Origin of the sequence: Clostridiisalibacter paucivorans DSM 22131 (assembly GCF_000620125.1) — a bacterium.
Classification (GTDB): Bacteria; Bacillota; Clostridia; order Tissierellales; family Clostridiisalibacteraceae; genus Clostridiisalibacter; species Clostridiisalibacter paucivorans.
This window is the reverse complement of record NZ_JHVL01000002.1, coordinates 109581-135423: the sequence shown is the minus strand read 5'-3', so window position 1 is coordinate 135423 and position 25843 is coordinate 109581. Positions and strand designations below refer to the sequence as shown.

22 protein-coding genes, 2 tRNA genes and 1 CRISPR repeat array are annotated in these 25843 nt (G+C 29.1%); of the genes, 23 read left to right on the top strand and 1 reads right to left on the bottom strand.

Going from position 1 to position 25843, the window contains the following annotated elements; all coding sequences use genetic code 11:
- The first annotated feature begins 10 nt into the window (after positions 1 to 10).
- The 8 genes from Q326_RS0101585 (at position 11) to Q326_RS18405 (ending at position 7543) form a co-directional block, all read left to right on the top strand.
- Positions 11 to 397 (top strand): hypothetical protein, encoded by a 387-nt coding sequence (locus Q326_RS0101585; protein WP_026893784.1) that lies wholly within the window; start codon positions 11 to 13, stop codon positions 395 to 397.
- Positions 390 to 1931, top strand: coding sequence for a phage terminase large subunit family protein (locus Q326_RS0101580; protein WP_026893783.1), 1542 nt, complete (start codon positions 390 to 392; stop codon positions 1929 to 1931). Before Q326_RS0101585 ends, Q326_RS0101580 begins: the two co-directional genes overlap by 8 nt.
- Before the next feature lie 157 nt (positions 1932 to 2088).
- Positions 2089 to 3372, top strand: a complete 1284-nt coding sequence (locus tag Q326_RS0101575) for a phage portal protein (RefSeq protein WP_026893782.1) — start codon at positions 2089 to 2091, stop codon at positions 3370 to 3372.
- Between the two features lie 763 nt (positions 3373 to 4135).
- Positions 4136 to 4438 carry a hypothetical protein gene (locus Q326_RS18845; RefSeq protein ID WP_156936221.1) on the top strand — a complete coding sequence of 101 codons (303 nt, stop codon included), beginning with the start codon at positions 4136 to 4138 and terminating at the stop codon, positions 4436 to 4438.
- Between the two features lie 20 nt (positions 4439 to 4458).
- Entirely contained in the window at positions 4459 to 4773 is a 315-nt protein-coding gene (locus Q326_RS0101565; RefSeq protein ID WP_026893781.1) for a hypothetical protein, read from the top strand.
- Positions 4774 to 5120: 347 nt separating this feature from the next.
- Positions 5121 to 5459, top strand: a complete 339-nt coding sequence (locus tag Q326_RS0101560; protein WP_026893780.1) for a hypothetical protein — start codon at positions 5121 to 5123, stop codon at positions 5457 to 5459.
- A 210-nt stretch (positions 5460 to 5669) separates the two neighbouring features.
- On the top strand, positions 5670 to 6788 hold the full coding sequence (locus Q326_RS0101555; RefSeq protein ID WP_026893779.1) for an Ig-like domain-containing protein: 1119 nt from the start codon (positions 5670 to 5672) through the stop codon (positions 6786 to 6788).
- Between the two features lie 578 nt (positions 6789 to 7366).
- A complete protein-coding gene (locus Q326_RS18405) occupies positions 7367 to 7543 on the top strand; it encodes a hypothetical protein (RefSeq protein WP_169733565.1) in 177 nt (58 codons plus the stop codon).
- A gap of 410 nt (positions 7544 to 7953) precedes the next feature.
- A CRISPR array of direct repeats spans positions 7954 to 9327; the repeat unit is 30 nt; unit sequence GTTATTACTTTACCTATAAGGAATTGAAAC.
- Positions 9328 to 9788: 461 nt separating this feature from the next.
- Here the strand turns inward: Q326_RS18405 and Q326_RS0101535 are convergent.
- Positions 9789 to 9875: transfer RNA gene (locus Q326_RS0101535), tRNA-Leu, on the bottom strand.
- A 129-nt stretch (positions 9876 to 10004) separates the two neighbouring features.
- On the opposite strand from Q326_RS0101535, the gene Q326_RS0101530 reads away from it, so the two are divergent.
- The 15 genes from Q326_RS0101530 (at position 10005) to Q326_RS0101460 (ending at position 25843) form a co-directional block, all read left to right on the top strand.
- The gene (locus Q326_RS0101530) at positions 10005 to 10595 is read left to right on the top strand and encodes a sigma-70 family RNA polymerase sigma factor (protein ID WP_026893778.1); all 591 of its coding nucleotides are present in this window, start codon (positions 10005 to 10007) and stop codon (positions 10593 to 10595) included.
- 23 nt (positions 10596 to 10618) lie between these two features.
- The gene (locus tag Q326_RS0101525; protein ID WP_026893777.1) at positions 10619 to 11809 is read left to right on the top strand and encodes a DUF4349 domain-containing protein; all 1191 of its coding nucleotides are present in this window, start codon (positions 10619 to 10621) and stop codon (positions 11807 to 11809) included.
- Between the two features lie 4 nt (positions 11810 to 11813).
- Entirely contained in the window at positions 11814 to 12557 is a 744-nt protein-coding gene (locus Q326_RS0101520) for an SIMPL domain-containing protein (RefSeq protein WP_026893776.1), read from the top strand.
- Between the two features lie 214 nt (positions 12558 to 12771).
- Positions 12772 to 15447 (top strand): DNA polymerase I, encoded by a 2676-nt coding sequence (gene polA, locus Q326_RS0101515; protein ID WP_026893775.1) that lies wholly within the window; start codon positions 12772 to 12774, stop codon positions 15445 to 15447.
- Positions 15434 to 16060, top strand: a complete 627-nt coding sequence (coaE, locus tag Q326_RS0101510; RefSeq protein WP_026893774.1) for a dephospho-CoA kinase — start codon at positions 15434 to 15436, stop codon at positions 16058 to 16060. The genes polA and coaE overlap by 14 nt, the downstream gene beginning before the upstream one ends.
- Positions 16061 to 16078: 18 nt before the next feature.
- A complete protein-coding gene (locus Q326_RS0101505; protein ID WP_245592043.1) occupies positions 16079 to 16645 on the top strand; it encodes a lytic transglycosylase domain-containing protein in 567 nt (188 codons plus the stop codon).
- Between the two features lie 104 nt (positions 16646 to 16749).
- On the top strand, positions 16750 to 17787 hold the full coding sequence (locus tag Q326_RS0101500; RefSeq protein ID WP_026893772.1) for a nicotinate phosphoribosyltransferase: 1038 nt from the start codon (positions 16750 to 16752) through the stop codon (positions 17785 to 17787).
- A gap of 21 nt (positions 17788 to 17808) precedes the next feature.
- Complete coding sequence (locus Q326_RS0101495; RefSeq protein WP_026893771.1) at positions 17809 to 19554, top strand: peptide ABC transporter substrate-binding protein; 1746 nt, start codon at positions 17809 to 17811, stop codon at positions 19552 to 19554.
- 59 nt (positions 19555 to 19613) lie between these two features.
- Positions 19614 to 19698, top strand: a tRNA-Leu gene (locus Q326_RS0101490).
- 147 nt (positions 19699 to 19845) lie between these two features.
- A complete protein-coding gene (locus Q326_RS0101485) occupies positions 19846 to 21630 on the top strand; it encodes a flavocytochrome c (protein ID WP_026893770.1) in 1785 nt (594 codons plus the stop codon).
- A 217-nt stretch (positions 21631 to 21847) separates the two neighbouring features.
- The gene (dinB, locus tag Q326_RS0101480) at positions 21848 to 22912 is read left to right on the top strand and encodes a DNA polymerase IV (protein WP_026893769.1); all 1065 of its coding nucleotides are present in this window, start codon (positions 21848 to 21850) and stop codon (positions 22910 to 22912) included.
- 48 nt (positions 22913 to 22960) lie between these two features.
- Positions 22961 to 23731: an SPOR domain-containing protein gene (locus Q326_RS0101475; protein WP_026893768.1), complete on the top strand. Its 771-nt coding sequence runs from the start codon at positions 22961 to 22963 to the stop codon at positions 23729 to 23731.
- A gap of 19 nt (positions 23732 to 23750) precedes the next feature.
- Entirely contained in the window at positions 23751 to 24131 is a 381-nt protein-coding gene (locus Q326_RS0101470) for a DRTGG domain-containing protein (protein WP_026893767.1), read from the top strand.
- Positions 24115 to 24549: an ATP-binding protein gene (locus Q326_RS0101465; RefSeq protein WP_026893766.1), complete on the top strand. Its 435-nt coding sequence runs from the start codon at positions 24115 to 24117 to the stop codon at positions 24547 to 24549. Before Q326_RS0101470 ends, Q326_RS0101465 begins: the two co-directional genes overlap by 17 nt.
- A gap of 10 nt (positions 24550 to 24559) precedes the next feature.
- A complete protein-coding gene (locus tag Q326_RS0101460) occupies positions 24560 to 25843 on the top strand; it encodes a [Fe-Fe] hydrogenase large subunit C-terminal domain-containing protein (protein WP_347876184.1) in 1284 nt (427 codons plus the stop codon).

The window sequence follows — 25843 nt, the reverse complement described above, 5'->3', positions numbered from 1 at the left end:
GATGATTTGCATGGCAGGGACTAAAACAGTTACACCGTTTATGGAATTAAAAAAAAGTGTAAAAGAAAGAAAAGCATACTTTGTAAAATGGTATTGTTCCCCAAAAGAGGATAGAGAACCGTTCGAGGAATTGTCTAAGAAGTTTTTACATAATATTAATTATGAAACAGCAGAACAGTGGGTACTAGAGCCAAAAGTGGCAAAAGCAATAAAATATTATATGCGATTATTACATCTGCCAAAAATGAAAAATATATACGATAAGATGTACGAACAAGCATTAAGTGGAGATGTTCAGTCGGCTAAATTTTTAGCAGATTTTAGTAAGGAATTTTTGGCAGATGACAAAGAAGATGAATTAAGTAAAATCCTTGATGGGATTGATATAAATGACTAATGCAGATAAATTAAAAAAAGTATTAAGCAATTCCAAACTTTGGATAGTGAATTTTTTAAGGATAGCCAATAAAGAAGGTAAGGTTGTACCCTTCAAGTTGAATGAGTTGCAAGATGAATTTTTAGGTGGTATGGATAAATATAATATTATACTTAAAAGTAGGCAGTTGGGATTTTCTGTTTTAATGACTGCCTATTCTTTATGGATAGCAACAACACAAGCCAATTCAACGTGTTTACTTATGTCTTATTCGATAGATAGTGCGACTGGTATATTCGAGAAGTTAAAACAGATGTATTGGACAATTCCAAAGGTTTTAAGACCTACACTTGTAAATAACAATAAAAAGGAATTAAAGTTTACAAATGGAAGTAGAATAATAGTTTGTACTTGTGGTAATAAAGATGTTGCAAGGGGTTTAACAATTAAATTTGCCCATCTGTCCGAAGTTGGATTTATGAAGGATACAATTAATAAACAGTTGTTGGCTATAGAACAGGCATTAGTTCCACAGGGTAAAATAGTATTAGAGTCAACTGCCAATGGACTAAATTATTTTAGTGAGTTATGGAATAAAGCAAGTAATGGCGAGAATATGTATATACCTTATTTTGCTAACTGGTATGAAAATAAAACTATGTTTAAACAGGATTATATTAATGCAGTTAAAATGTGGAAAGCAAGACATAACGGTAAGATACTAACTAAAGCAGAACTGGATGCAGAGGAATTAGACCTACTTGATAAAGGGGCTACAATGGAACAGTTAATGTGGAGAAGATTAAAAATAGCAAATAGTAGTTTAGAACAGTTTAAACAAGAGTTTCCTGCAACGCCAGTTGAAGCATTTATTAGTACAGGAAACAATGTATTTAATTCTAAAAAGATAATAGAAAGAATAAGGTATATACCTAAACATCTTAATAGAAACCAATTAAAGGACTTGTCTAATACTTTAAAACAGTATTACAATAGTTCTTTTTTTATATGGGAAAAACCTAAGAAGGATAATAAATATTATATCGGTGTTGACAGTGGCGAAGGGTTAAAACAGGATTATTCTGTTTGTGAAGTGTTCAATTCAGATGGCGTACAATGTGCAGAGTTTAGGTCGAATAAGATACCACCACATAAGTTTGCAGAAGTGGTATATAACATAGGCAAATACTATAACAATGGTTATTTAGTAGTCGAAAAAGCAAGTGCAGGACATACAGTAGTATCGAAACTTAGATACGATTACAAGTATAAGAATATGCACAAATATAAGTCGTATGATGCTAGAGGTAGGGCTAAAAAGAAAATAGGATTTAGTACGGACTCAAAGTCAAGACCATTGATGATTAACGGATTTAGAGAAAAGTTTGAAGAAGGACAGGTACTTATTAATAGTAAATATTTACTAAAGGAAATGAATGTATTTGTATCTATAGATGGTAAAAATCAAGCACAGAAGAATTTCCACGATGATACAGTAATGGCTACTGCTATGGCTTTAATTGGTATGGATGCAGGAATTTATTATAAGAGTTAATTGACAAGGTTGTCGGATAGTAAGGTATCACAAATTTGATTACAACACACTCAAAATGTGAAGAGGTGTCATAATGGCAAAACAAGACGCCATAATGGCGGTTTGACATTAAAGGGGATAAGGACAGTCCTAATTCCAAAATTTAAGGAGGTATAACATGAATAAATTAAATAAATATATAAGTGATACATATAATAATAATCCTTTTTGGTTTGCAGAAGAAGTTAAACAAGCACATCATATAAGCAGAATAAGTAAGGTGTTAGACAATAAAAATTATTTAGATGGTAAGAACCACAAGGTATTAGAAAGGGAAGATATAGTTTACAAGGATAAGGAACTTAAAGTAAGCAAAATGATATTACAGACGGCTAAATCAATAGTTCGTACACATAATAGTTATATTGTAGGTAAGAGGGTTAGTTTAACTGGTACAGATGATAAAGTTAAGGTATATAATCGTGTATTTAGACGTGGTAAATTCCATAGTACCAATTACAAGATCGTTGACAAGATTAATAAATATGGTGATGTATTTGAATATGTATATTACAAGGATGGAAGGATTACATCAAAGTTAATCCCAAGCGAGGACAGTTATCCTGTTTACGATAATACAGGGGACTATGTGGGCTTTATAGAATACTATACAGATGCACTATCAAATATAGAATACTATACTGTATATAGTAGTGATAAAGTTGATAGATGGACTAATAAGGGTGGCAATTACATTAAGGATGATAGTGTAGTTAATTTAACTGGATTACCTATTCATTACCATAATGTAAATGATACTGATGATTATTTTGGTAGAAGTTTATTAGAGGATATAAAGCCAATATTAAATAAGGTGGAGTATTTGCTTAACAAGATGGATGATGCTATAACTATATTATCACTAAATCCTATTAGTTATACTACTGGACAGAGGATAGAAGGGACAATAGATGCAGATGCAGTAGGTTATATGTTGTCATTGGATGATGGGGACTTTAAGTATGCAGTGGCTAATTTGGACTCTAATAGTATTAAGATGTTATATAATGCTTTAGTTGAACAGTTGGTGGTTATTAGTGGTGTACCTTCACATATGTTCGGACAGTCAAATATAGCCAATGTTAGTGAGGTTAGTTTAAAGATACTATATCAAAATCTAGATAATATGGCTAGGGAATTAGAGGTTTATCTTAGAGATGGGTTTGATACAAGAGCAGATAAGATAGATATACTATTAAATAAGCAGGGTATAAAGTTTAATGTAGATGATTATATTGATGTAGAGTTTAATTATAACCGTCCTATTGATGAGTCAGAGAGGATAGACCAATTATCTAAACAGTATCAAGATGGTGCATTAAGTATAAGGACATATATAGAAAAATCACCATTGACAAGTGATATAGATACAGAACTAAAACGAATAGACCATGAAGGGTAGGGAAGATAATACAAACGCTAATACAGTTGTATAATGGAAATAAATAAGGGATATATAAGACATATTTGTGTATATGGATATGGTGTGTTTGGTGGTAGTCGCTATCGTTTTGAGTGATGGCAATATATACCTCTAGGGGTATGTTGAATAGGATATGTGAATGGTTGTTCATATGAATGGTTGCTCATATGTTATTAGCGTAATAAAGTGTAACATAATGATACAGAATTGACCTGTAAAAATTTGTCTGTTATGTATGGAAATCCGTACACTTTACTATAATAAAGCATAATATATCCTATATCTAAATATACCTACAGGGAGTATATAATATTGAAATGATTGTAAATAAATATAAAAATATACATGGAAATAGTAATTGTAAATATATTACATGTAATTGTAAATAATAAACAATAATTGTAATAAAATAGGATAAATAATAGATATTTTGTAAGCGATATAAACACAAATATATCTAAGTAAATATAATACACATTATATGCACTTATACGAAAATATATAAACCTTTACAAATGCGATAATATAGCCATTTATAAAGTATAGTATAATTTAATTGGAAATAAAAGGTTTGTCGCAAAATAAAAATTATACGACTAACATATTTTGCAAGCAATACCCCTTTTCCAATTTTTTGTTTATAGTTAACCTACTTTTTTTCTGCCAATAAAATTTAATATATGTTATATATGGAAAATGGGACAATATTATGCTAAAATAAAGAAAAGAGGGGGTATCATATATGGATAGAGGGAATTTAGGTCGCATATTCTACTTAATTAGTGGTGGCTTTATATGTTATGGATTTTACAAAATATTTGCTTATAAAAACTTAGACAGTATTCTTGATAGTGGCACTAATGCATATGTTGGTGGAGATGCTTATAACTACATAATCAATAGTAATTATGCTACTGGATATTTTGTACTAGCACTATTATTTACTATATTAGGTTCTACGATGTTGATATTAGAAAAGATGGATGACAATAAATCAAAAGAAGATAATCATGAAAATAGTGAGAAAGAGAAAACTAATAGTTAACAATAAAGAGGGGGAGTTCTATGAATAAAGACATTGCTAATTTAATAAAAAATAGTATCGAAGATATTTACAATAAAAGCGACACTGCAATAATGTTATTTTATCATAATGACATTGGTGGGATTTCTAACCATGAAATTGAATATAATATTGCTGAAAAACTAAAAATTGGAGATACATATATTAGATATTCAATTAATGAAAGAGTACCATGTAAAAATGATTTTATAATGTGTTATCAAGTAGTAGAGAAAATAATTGATGAAAATAACAATATTATACTTATAGTTCATGAGAAAAATAATGTTGATGTAAATATTAAAAAAGTTGACTAAGGAGGGATAATATCGAAGAATATACATACAAAGGTATTAAATACTATATACAAACATACAACCATGAAGAATACAAATATAGGGCTATAATTCGTATTGATGGAAAAAATCAATTTAAATATGGATATAGTGAAGAGAGTGCAAAAAAACATATGGAAGAATTTATTGATATTAAAATAATTTTTAAAGGTACTTCGATTTAGTCGATGTGCCTTTTTTAATATATAAATATATTTAGTAAAGTTCTATCAGAACCATACTAACTTTTAAAGTTCCATCTTGAACCATTAAAAAAATGACTTACAGTGGTGTGGTGAGTCCTAATTAAATAAGAAAGGATTGATAATATGACAAACTTAGAACGATTAAAATTAGAACTTAATCATAAAGAATATTTCACCGACAATGAGTATAAAATATTTTTATCTGAAAATGGCTTAAATGGTGATGATACCTATAACAAAGACCTCAATCAAAGAGATTTATTATATACTGTAGTAGATATATTGGAGGCAGTAGCCAATGATGTAGACCTTATGAGAAAGATAGATACAGAGTTTCAAACTACAAGTCAAGCAATAAAATATCTTGAAAATAGAATAGAAAAAATAAGGAATAGGATTATGGATATAGAGGATGCAGATGCAGGATATAGTAATGTAAGTTTACTGTTTACAAGGAAATAATATATCATAATAAACCTTATCATAAATGATAAATAATAATACATATAGACAGTTAATAACATAGTTTATACCCTGTTTTATATACCATTTATTGATATATGGACTTCTAAGGGCTTTTAGGTACTTAATAGACCTATTAGTCCTTTAATTAATTTTAGGGGCTTAAAATTTTATATACTGGAAAAATAAATAATAGGAAGGTGATATAATATGTTAAATCCGTTAAAAACTCAATTTTTATATCATTTGAAAAAATTTGGCTATACTGCTACTTTGAATGGTGTAGAAGATATACGAATATTTACGAAAGAGTACAACGATGCAGTATCGACAAAAGACCATAAGTATCTATTTACAGAAAAAGGAAAGGTTAAGCAAGGAGATTATATAAACTTATTAGGATTAGATTATCTAGTAATACATGAAGATGAGTCAACAAATAATGTATATACTAAATTTATAGTAAGGAGAATTAAATATATTGTTAAATTTATAATAGATAGGGAAGTACATTTTATTCCAGTTGTTATTAATGAAGGAATACAAGATATAGAAAGTAATCAGTATTTTCAAACTGGAAAAGGAGAGTTAGTATTATTGTTAAAAGAGGATACAACGACAAGTAAAATAAATGTTAAAGACAGATTTATCAAAATGAATAGTGCATGGGCTATAACAAACATAACAAGTACAGAAAAAGGAATATTAAAAATATATGCTACAATGGATACATTTAATGCCGATGATGATAAAGAACTAGAAATAGCAGATAGGTGGAAATTTGAGGATACATATACAATTGCCATAAGTAATCAAGTAGGAACTATAACCACCGATGATACAGTACAACTGGATATAGTAGCAAAGAAAAATGATATAGTTGTAGAAAATCCTACATTAACATTTACAAGTAGCGATGATACAGTTGTTACAGTAGATGCTAATGGACTTGTTACGCCAATAAGAGCAGGGACAGTAGATATAACTGTTAATTATCAAAATGTAAGTGATACAATAACAATAAATATAGAAGAAGCGATAGTAAATAATTATACTATTCAATTAGAAAATTCACTTAATGACCCTAGAGTAATAATAGATTACGAAAATACATTTACTGCTAAAGTTTATAATAATGATACTTTGGTTGATGAGCCAGTAGATTTTGCTATCACAGGAGATACTGACAATTTAGAAATAATATCCCAAACTGATAAGGACATAACATTAAAAGGTTTAGATTTTGGCAATATAACACTTACTGTAACGTTAAGAAGTGACAATACGGTTAGCATAAGTAAAGATATGCCAATAGAATATATTTATTAATGTATAGACCTGTAATATGTCTAAGTTCATTAAAAGGGCTTAGAAAGGAAATGAGAGGGTCGTTATAATCTAAATAGTAATAAAAATTATATATTTTATTTGAATAAGCATTATGAGTTATGTTATAATTACTATTAAATAAAAAAATAATAGATAACAATCATGATGTTTATTTTTGAAAAGTTGCTGGAAATGGCTTGATTTCAATGGTTGCGTTAAATGGAAATTTATGTCTGACTACGAATCAGAAGGCCGGGGGTTCAAATCCTCCTGGGCGCACCAGATAGAAACCTTGTAATTTTAATAATTACAGGGTTGTTTTTATAATATAAATAAAAGGTATGTAATATATAATATAGTAAGGCCGTTACTATTTTATATAGAATGGATCTTTTAAAAAAGCGGTATTGCAATAATTTAAATTATTGTAATACCGCTTTTTGTGATTTATAATAGTCATATTTTGATTAAAGGCTATAAAAAGATTTGTTCATAAAGGATTGACAATTTATTTAGAACGTCGTAGGATAGAAATGTATTAGATTTACAGGATTTGATTACATATTTGAAGGGAGATTATGATGAAATCATTAATTTACTTAATATTTGGTTTAATATTTTTTGCAATAGGATATGGCATTCACAAAAACAATATAAAAGATAATCGTAAATATATACTTTTTGCATTAGCTGGAGCTTCTTTTTTTGGAGCAATTATAGAAAAGTTTTGTGAATTAATAGAAACACAGTTTTAAATCAAGTATGAGATTTTGCATGAGAACAATATAATGAAATAATAAGTTAATTAACATAAATTATATCAATGGATAATATGGGGCTATATATTTTATTTAGTATTTATAAAGTCTTTTTAGATAAAAATAGATTTGGTCTAAAAGCTTTTTTATCTAAATTTTAGAAAGTTTTATAATATATATGTAGAATAATATTAATAAAAAATAAGATGTGTAGTTTTGTCGTCGACCTACAGTAGTGCAAAAACCCCTGGAGGTCGACGACATTTATCGTTTTGATAAAGATATTAGTGTAGTAAAGAAATTTACTGGAATTAGAAGGAGTTTTGATAGTTTTGTTGAATTAGTTAAGTAAGGAAATATAGAATTGGTATTTTTTGTACATTGTGATATTTGCTACATCATAATGGGTTATTACTTTACCTATAAGGAATTGAAACCTGGATTAGTAGATGACTATATATGGTTTTGTAAGCAGTTATTACTTTACCTATAAGGAATTGAAACTATTGTCAGTCTTGTGTTAGCACGTCTGTATTTTTTGCGTTATTACTTTACCTATAAGGAATTGAAACGTAAATTCAAATTTTGGAATAGAGGACATGCATATAAGTTATTACTTTACCTATAAGGAATTGAAACAGTATTAAATCACCAGTATCTATATCTACTGGATGTTCCGTTATTACTTTACCTATAAGGAATTGAAACTCTTCAAAATCAATAAGAGTAATGCCTTTATCGTTTAGTTATTACTTTACCTATAAGGAATTGAAACTATAAACCCCCAAATAAATCTGTATGAAATTGTATATTGGTTATTACTTTACCTATAAGGAATTGAAACGATTCTCGTATCTTGTCCAGTGCCCAATCTGCTTCTAAGTTATTACTTTACCTATAAGGAATTGAAACAGCCTATATTGTTTTGGTATATCTTCTTCTGTTTCAGTTATTACTTTACCTATAAGGAATTGAAACTAATTATTTTAAACTCCTTCAAAATGAGATAACTCGGTTATTACTTTACCTATAAGGAATTGAAACGAAGATATGGCTCAATTTGAACAGTCAGAAAGAATGGAGTTATTACTTTACCTATAAGGAATTGAAACCACGCCAACAGGAGCAAAAGAACTAAGCGACAAAGAAGTTATTACTTTACCTATAAGGAATTGAAACCAAAGCTTTAAAAGTGGTATATAGTAAGCTGTTATATGGTTATTACTTTACCTATAAGGAATTGAAACTTTCTACTATCTTGTTCTTTCTCCCAATTAGCTTTTGTTATTACTTTACCTATAAGGAATTGAAACATTCCCAATAAAGAGCTTTCATAGATTTTCCTGACTGGTTATTACTTTACCTATAAGGAATTGAAACTACTGACAAAAATTTTGATTATGAGGAGATAAAAGATGTTATTACTTTACCTATAAGGAATTGAAACTCTGGATTATTATTTAATTTTAAAGAACTTCCTCCGTTATTACTTTACCTATAAGGAATTGAAACATTGATATATCCCCTGCCTTACTCTATCTCTTTGCGTTATTACTTTACCTATAAGGAATTGAAACGAGACAGCAGCCATATAAGAGAAGCTTATTTAGAATTAGGTTATTACTTTACCTATAAGGAATTGAAACAAACTTTCATATCCAGTAGGATTTAGCACAGTGGCACGTTATTACTTTACCTATAAGGAATTGAAACTATATTGGCGCATTTTTTAGTGTACTTTTTTCTTGTTAGTTATTACTTTACCTATAAGGAATTGAAATTCTATTAGCTCCACCCTCGTTATAGTTTGAGTTGTTTATTATTATTTTATCTATAAGGTTTTGTATGGGGTTGTTTGGTAGATTGGTAATGAGAACAAAAGGCAAAATTCATGAATTAAAGTTTTTGAAAGGTACTAATATGATAGAAGTGTATAAAAGTGTAGTTGAAAAATATCATAAACGAATGTATATAATTTAAGGGCCAGTTAAGCCCTTATTTTTTATAAAATATTATACATTCTAATAGCAAGTATTAAAAAATCACCTATATAATTAGCCTATATTGAACAAAAATGATATTAGTAATATAATTATATGGACAGTATATAAAAACTCTTTAAAAAGCTTTTGTAGATTTCTGAAGATTTGACCATATAGAAATAAAGAGTTTATTTACATAAAAAAATCCATAATCTCAAAACACGCATCTTCAACGGTTTTAACGATTATGGATTAGTATTTGGTGCCGAAGGTGGGACTCGAACCCACACGGTATTGCTACCACTGGATTTTGAGTCCAGCGCGTCTGCCAATTCCACCACTTCGGCTTGTCAACCACAAGAATAATAATAACATAATATATATATATAAGTCAAGTATAAATTTAAAAAATATTATGGAACTTTCTATTAAAACAGTTCGTCTAATTGTATAATGGAGCCAGGAGGTGAAAGTCTATGAATGATAGAGAACATATATTGATAAAAAAGAGTATAAAAGGGGATATTGATGCTTTTGAAAAATTGATAGAAAAACATGAGAAAAGGGCTTATAATATAGCTTTGAAAATGTTAAAAAATCCAGATGATGCAATGGATGTATCTCAAGAAGCATTAATTAAAGTATATAGATATATTAAAGGTTTTAATGAAAAATCAAGTTTTTCTACATGGTTATATAGAATAGTAGTGAATACATGTATAGATTATTTAAGAAAAAACAAGGAAAGACATTATTCTTTAGATAACCCTATTAATACTTCGGAAGGAGAAATAAAGAGGGAAGTTGCTGATGATACAAGTAGTCCCGAAAAAGAATTAGAAAAAACATTAAATAAAGAATTGATACATAGTTCTATAAATAAACTAGAAGATATTCATAAAACAGTTATAATTTTAAGGGATATTGAAGGTTTTAGCTATGAAGAAATAGCAAAAATATTAGATTGTTCCCTTGGAACTGTAAAATCAAGAATTAAAAGAGGAAGGGACAACCTAAAACAAATTATAGTTAAAGAGATGGAACATTATGATGAAACTGTCGTCTAATGATATAAGAAAGGAGGAATAATATGGACTGTAAAGATTTTGAAAAAAAAGTTTCCTTATATATAGATGGTTATATAGATGATATAGAAAAGAAAGAATTTGAACTTCATATAATGGAATGTGATAAGTGCAAAAAATCTTATAAAAAAACAATCGAAATTCTTAAGACATTGAGACAATATCCTGAAGAAGATTTACCTAAAAATTTTAAGGAAAGTCTTCATAAAAAATTAGCAAAAGAAAGTACAAAATCAAATAAAAAGCAGAGATTTGGAAATTGGAAAATAATAGCCTCCATAGCTGCTATAATTATATTTGTTGTTTCTATCCCTACTTTAATACAATTAAACCCAAAAGATATTTATGATAAGTCAATTACTGAGCAATCTATTGAAATGAATGAGAATTCCAGCATACAAGAACAAGGAACAAAAAATGCTGCTTTTAGAGCAGACAATGTTGAAGGAATTAAGCCATCTACAAAATCTGGATCAACGGATAAAAAAGTGAATAGAAAAATAATACAAAATGGAAGAATTCAAATAAATATAGATGATTACGAAGAAGTGGTAAATGGATTGAAACAATATATTAATGAGAATAAAGGGTATATAGAAAATTTGGAAACCATGTATCATAGTTATGACAGAGCAGATAAAGATAATTCTTTAAAATATGGGAATCTAATCATTAGAGTACCGGAAAACACATTTGATAAAATCTTCTCATATTTAAGAAATTTAGGAGAGGTTATGGATGAAAACATTTCTAGGAATGATATTACTAAGGAATATTATGATACTAAAAGTAGGATTGAAAATTTAAAAATTCAAGAAGAACGTTTAAGAGATATAATGAAAAGTGCTAGTAAGGTTGAGGATATACTAAAGATAGAAAATGAACTAAGAAGGACTAGAGAAGAAATAGATATTAATATAGGAACGGTACAAAATTGGGATAGTTTAGTTAATATGTCTACTATTACAGTAGAAATTAGAGAAGTTAAAGACTTAAAAAAATCAATAACTCCCATAGATAATAACATATTTAAAAGGTCTAGAGATGGTTTTATTGAAACTTTAAATATTGTTATAGGTAATTTAGAGAGTGGGTTTATTTATATAGTGTCTATATTACCTATATTGGTTTTAATTTTAATAGGTATTCTAATAGTATTATTAATAATAAAAAAATATAGAAAAAGGAGAGATTAAAAAAATGTTCAATAGAAAGACATTTATATTATCAATAGTTTTATTACTGGTATTAACTGTAGGTTATCTCATAGGAGGTATTAGTTTAAATAATAATGAAGTTTTGGCTTCAACAGAGGCTGATATGGGTAATACAATAACAGTAAGCGGAGAAGGAACTATAAAAGTAGACCCTGATATTGCATTTTTAAATATTGGAGTAGAGACGGAGAATAAAGATAGTCAAAAGGCACAAGAAGAAAATATGAATAAGATGAATAAAATTATTGAAGAATTAAAAAAACAAGGAATTGATGAAAAGAATATTAAGACAGTGACATATGATATAATAACAAAAAGAAATTATAATAAAGATGATGGAACTAATGAAATTTATGGGTACATTGTAAGAAATATTGTAGAGGTTAAGATAAATGATATAGATAAAGTAGGTAAAATTATAGATGCAGTTTCAAATATAGGTTCTAATTACATTAGAAATATAAGGTTTGGTATAGAAAAAGAAGAAGATTATTATATAGATGCACTGCAACTGGCCATAAAAAATGCTGAAGAAAAAGCTAAAGCCATGGGACAGACTATTGGAGTAGAAGTTAATAAACCTTATAAGGTGATAGAAGATTCAAGAATGAATTATTCAGTAAGAAATTATGCTATGGATACTGTAATGAAAGTAAAAGAAAATACTCCAGTATCTAGTGGTCAGTTAGAGATAAACGCATCTGTAAATATTATATATAAATACTAAACTATTATGAAATAATTTAGATAGTTTGTGGTAAAGATAGTTATCTTGTATTTTTTCCAACAACAAATGTATTTTTAATCTAAAAGCGACTATTTGTCGCTTTTTCTTATTTATATTTATATGTTTACTGATAAATCCTTTTAATATATACTAAATAGGAAGGTAATACTTAAGATAAGTATTATGTATAAGGAAATTAAAAGGAGCTGGTATCTTGGATAAAGAAAAGTTATTATTGATAGATGGAAATAGTTTATTACATAGAGCATTTCATGCATTACCTCCTTTAAAAACTAATGATGGAGTGTATACCAATGGTGTATATGGATTTTTAACAATGCTATATAAAATTTTAGAGGAACATGAACCAGATTATATTGCGGTGGCATTTGATAAAAAATCCCCTACTTTTAGGCATAAAGAGTATGATAACTATAAAGCAGGCAGAAAAGAAACTCCAAACCAATTAAAAAGTCAATTCCCGATATTAAAAGAAATATTAGACAAGATGAATATATGTAGAATAGAAATCGATGGATATGAGGCAGATGATATTGTAGGTACATTGGCTAAGTTCGGAGAAAAAAAGGATTTTAATGTAATAGCTTTTACTGGAGACAAAGATTATCTACAGTTAATTAGTGATAGTACAAAAGTTGCTATAACAAAAAAAGGAATTTCAAATATAGAGATATATGACAATAAGAAGATGATAGAGAGGTATGGTTTGGATTCAAAGCAATTTATAGACTTAAAGGGACTTATGGGAGATAAGTCCGATAATATACCTGGTATCCCTGGAATAGGAGAAAAAACTGGAATAAAGCTTTTAAAACAATATAAATCTATTGATGGTATATATCAAAATATTGATAATATATCTGGAAAGATGAAAGAAAGACTTATAGAAAATAGACAGCAAGCTATAATGAGTAAAAGGTTAGTGACTATTATAACTAATATTCCAATAGATATTAGTATTGATAGCCTAAAAAAAGAAGATCCTGATTCATTGGGGTTATATGAAATATATAGAAGGTTAGAGTTTAATAGTCTTTTAGATAAGATAGATATAAATGAAAAAGAAAAAGACAGATTCATATTAAAGACAGATTTTAATATAATATATGACAAAGAAGAACTATACGATGTATTAGACCAAGTTATAGATAATGGAAAATTTATTTTTAAATTTGTAGTAGATGGAAATGACTACTTGAATGATCCCATATTAGGAGTAGCTATTAAGTGTAATGAAAGCGTATCGTATTATATGGAGTTTAAGGATAATAGAGATTTATTTTTCAAAGATAAAAGAGTTATAGATATTTTTCAAGATGAAAGAATAAAAAAAGAAGGACATAATCTTAAAGAAGATATAATAGTATTATTTAAAAATGATATAGAGATTAATGGTATATACTTTGATACAGTAGTAGGGCAATATTTAATAAATCCTTCTCAAAACAATTATGATATAAAACATATTTGTACAGAATATTTAAATCTAGAATTAAAGAGCAAAGAAGATATATTGGGTAAAGGTAAGAAAAGTAAAACATGGTCTGATTTAGACATTGATAAAAGAGGTGAATTTTTTTGCAATATAGTTGATACTGTATACAGAGTAGAAACAGAGATGTTGAAAAAAATAAGTGATTATGAAATGACAGAGTTATTTTTTGACGTGGAAATACCATTAATTGAAGTATTAGCTAATATGGAATATACTGGCTTCAAGGTAGATAGTAATAAACTTAAAGAATTAGGGAAAGAATTTGATGAAAAAATAGATGGCTTGAAGAAAAATATATACGAATTATCTGGTGAAGAGTTTAATATTAATTCACCAAAACAATTAGGGGTTATACTATTTGAAAAATTGGAGCTTCCTATAATTAAGAAAACTAAGACAGGATATTCTACAAGTGCTGAAGTTTTAGATAAATTAAAAGACAAACACCCAATAATAGAAAAAATATTAGAATATAGACAAATAGTTAAATTAAAAACTACGTATGTGGATGGATTACTGTCTTTAATTAATAATAGTGATAATAGAGTACACTCAAGTTTTAACCAAACTATAACTACCACAGGTAGAATAAGCAGTACCGAACCTAATTTACAGAATATACCTATAAAGACAGAGGAAGGACGAAAAATTAGGAAAGTTTTTATAGCAGAAGATGATGACTTTGTCCTTGTTGATGCTGATTATTCTCAGATAGAATTAAGGGTTTTAGGTCATATATCTAAAGATAGTAAATTGATGGAAGCCTTTTTTAAGAGTGAAGATATACATACGAAAACTGCTTCAGAAGTTTTTGGTGTTTCTAAAGATGAGGTTACATCTCTAATGAGAAGTAGAGCTAAAGCAGTTAATTTTGGAATAATATATGGGATAAGTGATTTTGGATTATCTAGGGACTTGAAAATACCTAGAAAAGAGTCAAAACTTTATATAGATAATTACCTTAAGAACTACAAAAAAGTTAAGGAATACATGGAAGATATAGTTAAAGAAGGAAGAGAAAAAGGGTTTGTTAAAACTATATTAAATAGAAGAAGATTTTTACCAGAGATTAAGTCTAAAAATTTTAATGTAAGATCTTTTGGTGAGCGAATGGCTATGAACACACCTATTCAAGGAAGTGCAGCAGACATAATAAAAATAGCCATGGTAAATGTTTATAAACAACTTAAGTGTAAAAATATGAAATCAAAATTAATTCTTCAAGTCCATGATGAATTAATCATAGAGGCTAGTAAAGGTGAAGTAGAAGAAGTAAAGAATCTTTTAAAAAATTTGATGGAAAATGCAGTTGAGTTGGAAGTACCATTAAAAGTGGATATGAAGACAGGTGATAGTTGGTATGAAACAAAGTAATGCTATTATAGGCATCACAGGAGGAATTGCTACAGGTAAAAGTACTGTGACAAAGATTCTTTTGGATAAAGGTTTTACTGTGATAGATGCTGATAAAATTGCTAAAAAAGTTGTGGAGATTGGTGAACCATGTTATGTTGATATAGTAGATGTTTTTGGCAAAAAAATATTAAATGAATATTTGGAGATAGATAGAAAGAAGTTAGGGGATATTATATTTAAAGATGAAGAAGCTAGAAAGAAGTTAAATAGGATAGTACATCCAAAAGTATTTGACGAGATAAAAAAACATATAAATCTTAATGAGTTAAAAAACAAAATAATATTTTTAGATATACCTCTTTTAATTGAATCTATTAAAGAAATGGGACAAAATGATATATATGCTGATGAAATATGGCTTATATATGTGGAGTTAGATACCCAAATAGATAGACTTATGAATAGAGACAAAATAAGCAAAGATGAAGCACTAATGAAAATAAATGCCCAAATGTCTTTGGAAGAAAAGAAACAATATGCAGATAGAATTATATACAACGATGGAACAATAGAAGAACTAAAGATTAAAATTTCAAAAATAATAGATGAAGTAGAATTTAAATTAGTATAAAGGCGGAGGGGTGTTTATTTGGGAATCTATGTATTTAGGGTTAAAAGACTAATAACTATTTTATTGATCATAATATTGTTTTTTTTGTTAATATTATTTTATAAAGATATAGGTAGGATATTGTTTCCAATAAAATATAGAGGTTATATTGATGAATATGCGTATAAATACAGTATAGATCCATTGCTTGTAGCTTCCATAATAAAAACTGAAAGTGGATATGATAAAGACGCACTATCATCAAAGGGGGCTATGGGTCTTATGCAGATTCTACCAAGTACAGGGAAGTGGGCTGCTGAAAATTTAAAATTAGAGAATTTTAATGAAGAAAAATTATACAATCCTGAGACTAATATTATGATTGGATGTTGGTATATAAATAATTTAAACAATCAGTTTGACGATGAATTGAGATTAGTACTTGCTGCTTATAACGGTGGAAGCGGTAATGTATCTAAGTGGTTAAAAAACGAAAAGTATAGTAATGATGGAAAGGAATTAAATAAAATTCCTTTTAAAGAAACAGAAGATTATATAGAAAAGGTACTTAAAACATATAAATTATATAAAATTTTTTATAGATAATATAAATTTTGCATAAAAAATTTGTTATAATAGAGTAGAATGTCATAAACTATTGGAATATACAAATACTTTTATTAATTACTAACATTGAAAGGATGAAAATGATGAAAGATATAAGAAACTTAAAAGATGTAGAAAAATGTGAAATAGACTCTGAGAATAGGCTGTTGTATTCAGCTACTCATGAGGATATACTCAATGGATTGACAACAGATATATATTTTCTTAGAACACAGGATATTTTAGATTATATGGGAATTTCTGAAAAAATTGTTACAGCGGAAATATTTGCAAGGAAAAAGGGTATTTTTGTAGGTATTGAAGAAGTAAAAAACATTTTAAAAGATAAAAATATTGAGATGTGGGCATTAGAAGAAGGAGAAGAATTTGGACCTAAAGATACTTTGGTAAGAATAAAGGGTCCTTATAAAGAATTTGGCATATATGAATCAGTGATATTAGGTTGCCTTGCTAGTCCTAGTGGATGGGCTACAGCATCTAAAGAAATTAAAGAAGCATGTGGAGATAAAAATTTTGTTTGTTTTGGTACTAGACATTTACATCCAGCTGTAGCACCTGTAATGGAGAGAGCAGCAAGAATAGGTGGAGCAAGTGCAGTAAGCAATATATTGACTGCAAAATTAATTGATGAAGAGCCATCGGGTACATTACCTCATGCATCATTTTTATTAGCAGGAGATACTTTAGAGGTTGCTAAAGCTTATGATGAGATAATGCCTCCAGAACATAAGCGTATAGTTCTTGTAGATACATTTAAAGATGAAATTGAAGAATCCTTGAGGCTAGCTAAAGAGCTAGGTAAGAATTTATATGGGATTAGATTGGATACACCTAGTGAAAGGGGAGGAGTTACTGTAGAATTAGTAAAAGAGCTCAGGGCTAGACTAGATTTAGCTGGATATCCATGGGTTAAAATATTTGTATCAGGGGGACTAAAACCTGAGAAAATAAGTCAATTGTCAGAGGCAGGAGCAGATGCATTTGGTGTTGGCAGCTATATCTCGGGAGCACCAGGTATAGATATGACTATGGATATAAAAGAAGTAGAGGGCGAACCTATAGCAAAACGAGGAAGGGTACCAGGCATTATTGAAAACCCTAAATTAAAAAAGATGATTTAATACAACTTAGGAGGAATAAATTTGAGATTTGGTAGAAGTTCTTTAGGGATTATAATACTGATAGCATTCATGATTTTAATAGGATGTAATAATGAGAATATTATAGATAATGATAGTAGTAATGAAACTGAAACGGATGTAGTAGAATATGAACCTACTTATGGAGGAGAATTGGTATTACCTATAACGCATGTAGATACATTAAACCCTTTATTGACAAGGGATAAACAGTTGTATTACTTTAACAACTTGATATATGAAGGACTTTTTGCATTAGATAAGAATGGAGATATAAAAAATGTGCTGGTAGATACTTATACTTTATCTGAGGATGGTAGAACCATACAAATAGTTTTAAAAAATGATGTGCAATGGCATGATGGAAAAGCTTTAACATCTTCAGATGTGAAATTTACTATAGATACTTTAAGATATGGAGCTGTAAATGCATTATATGGAGAAATATTATCCGATGTATATAGACCTTCTAGACTCGGTGATTTGTCTCATATTATAAGTACTAGAACAAATGGAGAAAAGAGCATATCGATAGAATTTGATAAGTCATATAGTAATGCCTTGGAAAGCTTAATATTTCCAATAATACCTAGACATGGTTTTGAAGGATTGAGTGATAGGAATGCATATAAAGCAGCATCTAATAAAGACTATGATTTTAAACCTATAGGAACAGGACCTTATAAGGTTGAGAATTATGAAAAATTAAAACGCATTGAACTGGTTGCTAATGAAACTTGGTGGGGAGATAAACCTTATATTAGTAAAATAATTGGACAGATAATACCAGATAAGGAAGCTACAATTACCTCTTTTGAATCTGGAATTATAGATGTCACTACAATATTAGATATTGATTGGGAAAAATATAATGAAAATAAAAACATAGATATATATGAGTATATAAGTTCCAATTATGAGTTTATAGGATTTAATTTTAATAGAAATATATTTAAGGATGAAGGTGGAAAAGCTATTAGAAAAGCTATTGCTTATGCTATAGACAGAAATGCTATAATACAGAATGTATATTTAGGTCATGCTACCACGATAGATGTACCTATATGGCCCAATTCTTGGTTGATATCTGAAGAAGGAAATACTTATGGATATAATCTAACAAAGGCTAAAAACATATTGAAAGAAGCGGGTTGGAAAGATGATGACAAAGATGGAATATTAGAAGATGATAAGGGTAATAAATTAAGTATTTCTCTATTGACCAATGGTTACAACACATTAAGAAGAGAAAGTGCTGATATAATAAAAGAGAATTTAAAAGAAATAGGTATAGATATAAAACTTAAATATAATTCTAAAGAAGGTGCAATAACAGAGGAAGATTTGGCTTTAGATTGGGAAAGTACTAAAGATATGTTATATAAAGGAGATTATGACATGGCATTATTAGGTTGGGAAATGTCTCCTATACCAGATATATCTTTTGCATTTCATTCATCACAGATAAGAAGTGGAAGTAATTTTATAGGATACAAAGATAGTAAGATGGATCAGTCTCTCATAGCGGCATTTAATGCTAAAAATAGAGAGGAAAAAAAGCAGAAATATAAATTGTTACAGCAAAATATTATAGAAGATTTACCATATATGAGTTTGTTTTTCAAGAATAATGCATTGTTGATTAATAATAAGGTAAAAGGAGAAATTGAACCATTACCATTTAATATTTATAACAATATCAATAAATGGTATATACCTGAAGAAAATCAATCTAAGGATATAGAATAAATTGACTTGACACAGTATGTTTTTAGGGTTATACTATATCAGTGACTTTAAAAATATACGCGGGTGTGCTGGAATAGGCAGACAGGCACGGTTGAGGGCCGTGTGTCGTATGGCGTATGGGTTCAAATCCCATCACCCGCACCAAAAAGACTACCCAAATTGGGTAGTCTTTTTATTTTAATTAGATTTTTTCAATAATAAGAATGAATATTAAAATATCTTGACTTTGTTTTAAAATTAACATACAATCTACTTAAATATAAAAAACTAAATGTAAAAGGAGGAATTTAAATGAAGAAATTTAGAACTTTATTAGTTTTAGTACTTTCTATTGCCATGTTATTGACTGCATTTGGATGTCAAAGCAATGAACCTACATCATCTGATGAAGGTGAAGAGTCCAGTACCACATTTAATGCAGGTACATATATGGGTGAAGCCCAAGGTCACAATGGTACTCTTAAGGTAGAAGTGGTACTTAGCGAAGATAAGATAGAAGAAGTGAATGTTGTTGAACATAGTGAAACTCCTCAAATTAGCGATGTTCCCTTAAATCAGATACCTGAAACTATAGTGAAAAATCAAAGTTTGGCAGTTGATACTATCTCTGGTGCAACAGTTACTAGTGATGCTGTATTGACAGCAGTAACTAAAGCATTGGAAGGTGCAGGAGTAGAGATTAGTGCTTTATCTCAGACAGTGTCCAATGAATCAACTGAGCCTAAAGAAATGATTTCTAAGTCCGCTGATGTAGTAGTAATAGGTGGAGGCGGTGCTGGACTTTCAGCTGCTGTTGCTGCAGGAGAAAATGGTGGTAAGGTAATTTTGATTGAAAAAATGCCTATGCTTGGAGGCAATACTATTAGATCAGGTGGTGCTTATAACTCAGCTGATCCTGAAAGACAAAAAGAGCAAGGAATTGAAGACTCTATTGATAAACATTTTAAGCAAACATATGAAGGTGGAGACAAGGCTGGAGATTCTAAATTAGTTAAAATAATGGTTGAGAATGGACTAGATGGTAAGCATTGGTTGGAATCCTATGGTATGGAATTTAGAAACGAAATAGGATCTGTTGTAGGTTCTTTATGGCCAAGGACTCATCAAGCTGTAAAGCCTGCTGGTACAGGATACATAGAAACTTTAGAGAAAGCAGCAAAAGAATATGGTGTTGAGATTATAACTAATGTTAAGGCTAAAGAGATAATAAAAGATGAATCAGGAAGAGTAATAGGTGTAAAAGCTGAAAATGTATTAGATAAAACACCTATGGAAATTATGGGAGAAAAGGGTGTTATACTGGCATCAGGAGGTTTTGCTGCCAATGTAGAAATGAGAACTAAATATGTACCAAGTTTAACGGCAGATAAACCAACAACTAATCATCCTGGGGCTACTGGAGATGGAATTGTAATGGCTGAAGATGTAGGCGCTCAATTAGTAGGTATGGAACATATTCAATTACTACCTATGGCGATTGAGTTGGTAGGACCTACCATTAATGTAGAAAATTCGATTTTTGTCAACAAAGAAGGAAAACGTTTTATAAATGAAGATAATCGTAGAGATAAATTATGCGAAGCAATCTTAGCTCAGACTGATGGTCAATATTATATGATTAATGACTCTCAAGTTATTACAGGTCCTAATAATGAGACAGGACAAAATATTGAAGAACTAATAGAAGAAGGTATTATTGTAAAAGCTGATACTATAGAAGATTTAGCACAAAAAATAAATATAGAGTCAAATGTATTAAAAGATACTGTAGATAAATTTAATAAGTCTGTAGATGAACAAAAGGATGAATTTGGACGTAAATTATGGAAAAATAAAGTTGAAAAGGCACCTTTTTATGCTACATTGAGATACCCTGCAGTGCATCATACTATGGGAGGAGTAAAAATCAATGAGAAAACCCAAGTGCTAGATGCTAATGATGAAATAATCCCAGGATTTTATGCAGCTGGTGAGATAACAGGAGGGATCCATGGAACTAATCGTTTAGGTGGAAATGCCTTGCTAGATATTGTAGTATTTGGACGAATTTCAGGCGAAAACATTATGAATCAGTAAAAATGAATACGGAGTAAATAAAAAGACTGGATCATTTTGTCCAGTCTTTTTATTTGTGACTATTTTAAAATGAAACTTTTTTAATAAAATAAAAAAGATATAATATATATATTAATATAAGTTATAATGCAATAAACAATGTTAATTAAGTTAATTGATATAATTATTAGTCATAGTATTGATAAAATGTTATAATATATATAATGGAAGTGTTAATATGGATAATAGATGGATACTGCATGTTGATATGGATGCCTTTTATGCATCCATAGAACAGAGAGATAGGCCTAATCTAAAAAATAAGCCAGTTATAGTAGGGGGCAATCCATACTCTAGAGGAGTGGTGTGTGCGGCATCTTATGAGGCTAGAAAGTTCGGAATTCGTTCTGCTATGCCATCAAAAAAAGCTAAGGCTTTATGTCCTAAGGCAGTATTTGTACCTGTAAATAAAAATAAATATAAAAAAGTTTCACAAAAGTTACATGATATATTTTATAATTATAGCAATAAGATTGAACCTATATCTTTAGATGAGGCCTTTTTAGATGTGTCAGGTAAAAATCCTTTGGAAATAGCGAAAAAAATAAAGGAAGATATAAATAACAAGTTATATCTTACAGCTTCTGTTGGCATATCCTATAATAAATTTTTAGCCAAACTGGCTTCAGACATGAAAAAACCAGATGGGTTAACCATAATACAAAAAAATGAAGCTATAGATATATTAAAGCCACTATCTATAAGAAAATTATGGGGGGTAGGTCCTAAGACGGAAAAAAAGTTAAAGAGATTAGGTATATATAGAATTGAAGACATCCAGAAATATGACAAAAAAACTTTGGTGAATTTATTTGGCAAAAGAGGAGAAGAATTAATTGATTTTGCAAATGGCATAGATAATAGGCCTGTGGAGAATCCAGAAGGAGCACAGTCTATAGGTGAAGAAAATACATTTTTAGAAGATACAAATGATATAAAGATACTTCATGAAAGAGTAGATAGATATGTAAAAGATGTAGTGACTAGAATTTTAAGAAAGAGATATAGAATAAAAACTGTGACGTTAAAAATAAAATATGAAGATTTTACTGTGGAAACCAGAAGTATAACATTAGACTACTCTACTGATGATTTTAATACAATAAATAGAACTGCCCATTATATATTAGACAATAGGTTTAATATAGATAAAAAGGTAAGACTTTTAGGAGTTACATTATCTAATATAGTATATTTTGATGAACCTATTCAATTGAGTTTGAATTTAGATAAATATATATAAACATTTGTGAATTTATTTAAAACAATTAAAGTTGTTTGGAGGTAGATTATGAGGTTAAGCAGAAAAAATAGAAAAAGGTATAGTAGAAGGGACAAGCTAGTAAACTTTCTACTTTTTTTTATAATAGCTCCTTTAGTATCTGTCATGATAGCTTTTGGTCTAGTAAAACATGTATTATTACCCAATATAGATAAAGAAGTTGATGAAAAGACAGAAATTAGTGAAGTTAAAGATGAAAGCAAATCAAAAGATAATGATAAAGAAGTATATGAATTTAAAGATTTGGTTTTATATAGCATACAAACAGGGAGTTTTGATGATATTGAAAACGGTAAGTTACTTGTAAAAGAAATGAATTCAAAGCAAATACCTGGGTTTATTTTAGAAGTTGATAATGATTATAAAGTTTTTGCTGGGACTTTTTTAGATCGTGAAGAAGCTGAAAGATATAATGTATATGTTAAAGGTATATTAAAAGATAGTTTTATTAATGAGAAAAGGGTTGAAATCAAATCAGTAAGAAAAGAAGGTCTAGCCAATATAATAAATACAATAAAAAATAGTTATGAGGAAGAAACGGCTCTGTTGTCAGAACAGTTAAAAGATTCACAAATCAAATCCTTAAAAGTTACTATAGATAATAACAATAAGAAAATATTAGAGCAATTAAATAATTACAAAAATGATGATGAAGATAGAAAAAGTCTCAATAAATTTTTACAAAAAAGACAGTCTATGATAGATAATGCTGAAGAGGACATAATTAGTGAGTACTATAGGGTGTTCTACAATTATATAAATATTATAAAGGTTGATTAGATAGGGGTGTGTTAAAAGCATGAAATTAAGAGAAATAAAGGAAATATTAAATGCTGAAGTCTTAACTGGCGAAGAGTTTCTAGACAGAGAAGTAACAAAGGCCTTTGGCTCTGATCTCATGAGCGATGTATTGGCTTTTGTAGACGGCCCCACAATACTTTTAACTGGACTGACAAATCCGCAGGTTATAAGAACGGCAGAGATGATAGATTTATTTGCAATAGTTTTTGTAAGGGGAAAAACACCTAACAAACAAGTATTGGAACTAGGAAAAAGGAATAATTTTACTATAATGAAAACAGATTATATACTTTATACTGCATCGGGGAAATTATATGAAAAAGGATTGACAGGTGTAGAGTCAGGGAGGAGCAAAGTCTTAGATGAGAGTAGAAAATAATTCTATTAAGCTTGAATACAAGATTGTTCGTAATGATTTCACACAGGCTGGAGAAGCTTCTAGTAATGTGAAAAAAATATTGAAACAATTAGGTATAAATGCAGATGTGACAAGGAGGGTATCTATAGCCACATATGAAGCAGAAATGAATCTTGTAATACATTCAAATGGTGGCAATATATCAGTTATAATTTCTCCAAAAGAGATAGAAATTTTATCTAAGGACATTGGTCCTGGAATACCAGATATAGATTTAGCTATGGAAGAAGGATATTCTACAGCACCTAATGAAGTGCGAGAATTGGGATTTGGTGCAGGTATGGGGTTACCAAATATTAAGAGATGTGCTGATATATTTGATATAAAATCGAAAGAGGGACAAGGAACGGAAGTATATATTAGAATACTAATTAAATAGTATATAATAAATGGCGGTGATAGATATGAATAAATATTTCCACTCTGTTGTTTTGGAAGAGGAAAAATGTAAAGGGTGTACTCATTGTATGAGGAAATGCCCTATGGAGGCTATCAGAGTGAGAGATAAAAGGGCAATAATAATTAAAGAAAGATGTATAGATTGTGGAGAGTGTATTATAGTTTGTCCATACCATGCTCAAAATGCAATAACAGATGATTTATCAAGGCTTCAAGATTTTGAAATGAATATAGCAATATTATCTACTACAATGTATGGGCAATTTACTGATAATATAGATATGAATAAAGTATATCAAGGTATAAAAAATATGGGTTTTGATTATGTCTATGATGAGGGAATTGCTGCAGATATTTCTAGTATCATATTAAGGAATATTATTGAAAAAGAAAAAATTCCTAAACCCATTATATCTTCAATGTGTCCTGCTATACTAAGGATTATTCAAGTAAGATTTCCTACATTATTAAAAAATATAGTAAATATAGAATCGCCAATGGAGATTGCTGCAAGGCTGGCGAAAAGAGAGATAATGAAAAAAAATAATATAAAGGAAGATAATATAGGAGTATTTTATTTGACACCTTGTCCTGCTAAAGTAACCAGTATTAAACAGCCTATAGGAATAGAAAAATCTGAACTAACTGGGGCAATATCTATAAAGAAGATTTATGGTGATATAGTGAGTAATACTAAGCATATAACTGATTATGACAAGTTTAATAAAGGCTCTCATCTTGGCATAGGATGGTCTTCGGTTGGAGGTCAAAGTAAGGCTATAGGCATTAAAAATTATATTTCGGCAGATGGCATAGATAATGTAATAGATGTTTTAGAAGAAATAGAGTTAGGAAAACTCAATAACATAGATTTTTTTGAAGGATATGCATGCATAGGAGGATGTGTAGGAGGACCATTGAATGTTGAAAATCCTTTTATAGCTAGTAGTAGAATCAGAAAAATTTCAAATAATGAAGAATATAAATCTAAGGTAAAAGATAGTTATGCAATGGATCTATATAAAACTAAAGCTGTATGCTGGACAAATGAATTAAAGCCTAAAGAAATAATGCAGTTAGATGACGATTTTGAAACAGCAGTAAAGAAGATAGAAAAGCTTAAGTATATTTTAGATATATTGCCTGGTCTTGATTGTGGCTCATGTGGTGCTCCTAGTTGTAGGGCATTAGCAGAAGATATAGTTAGAGGTTATGCCAATATATATGATTGCATGTTTATGAATGATAATAATAACGATAATGAGGGGGGTTGA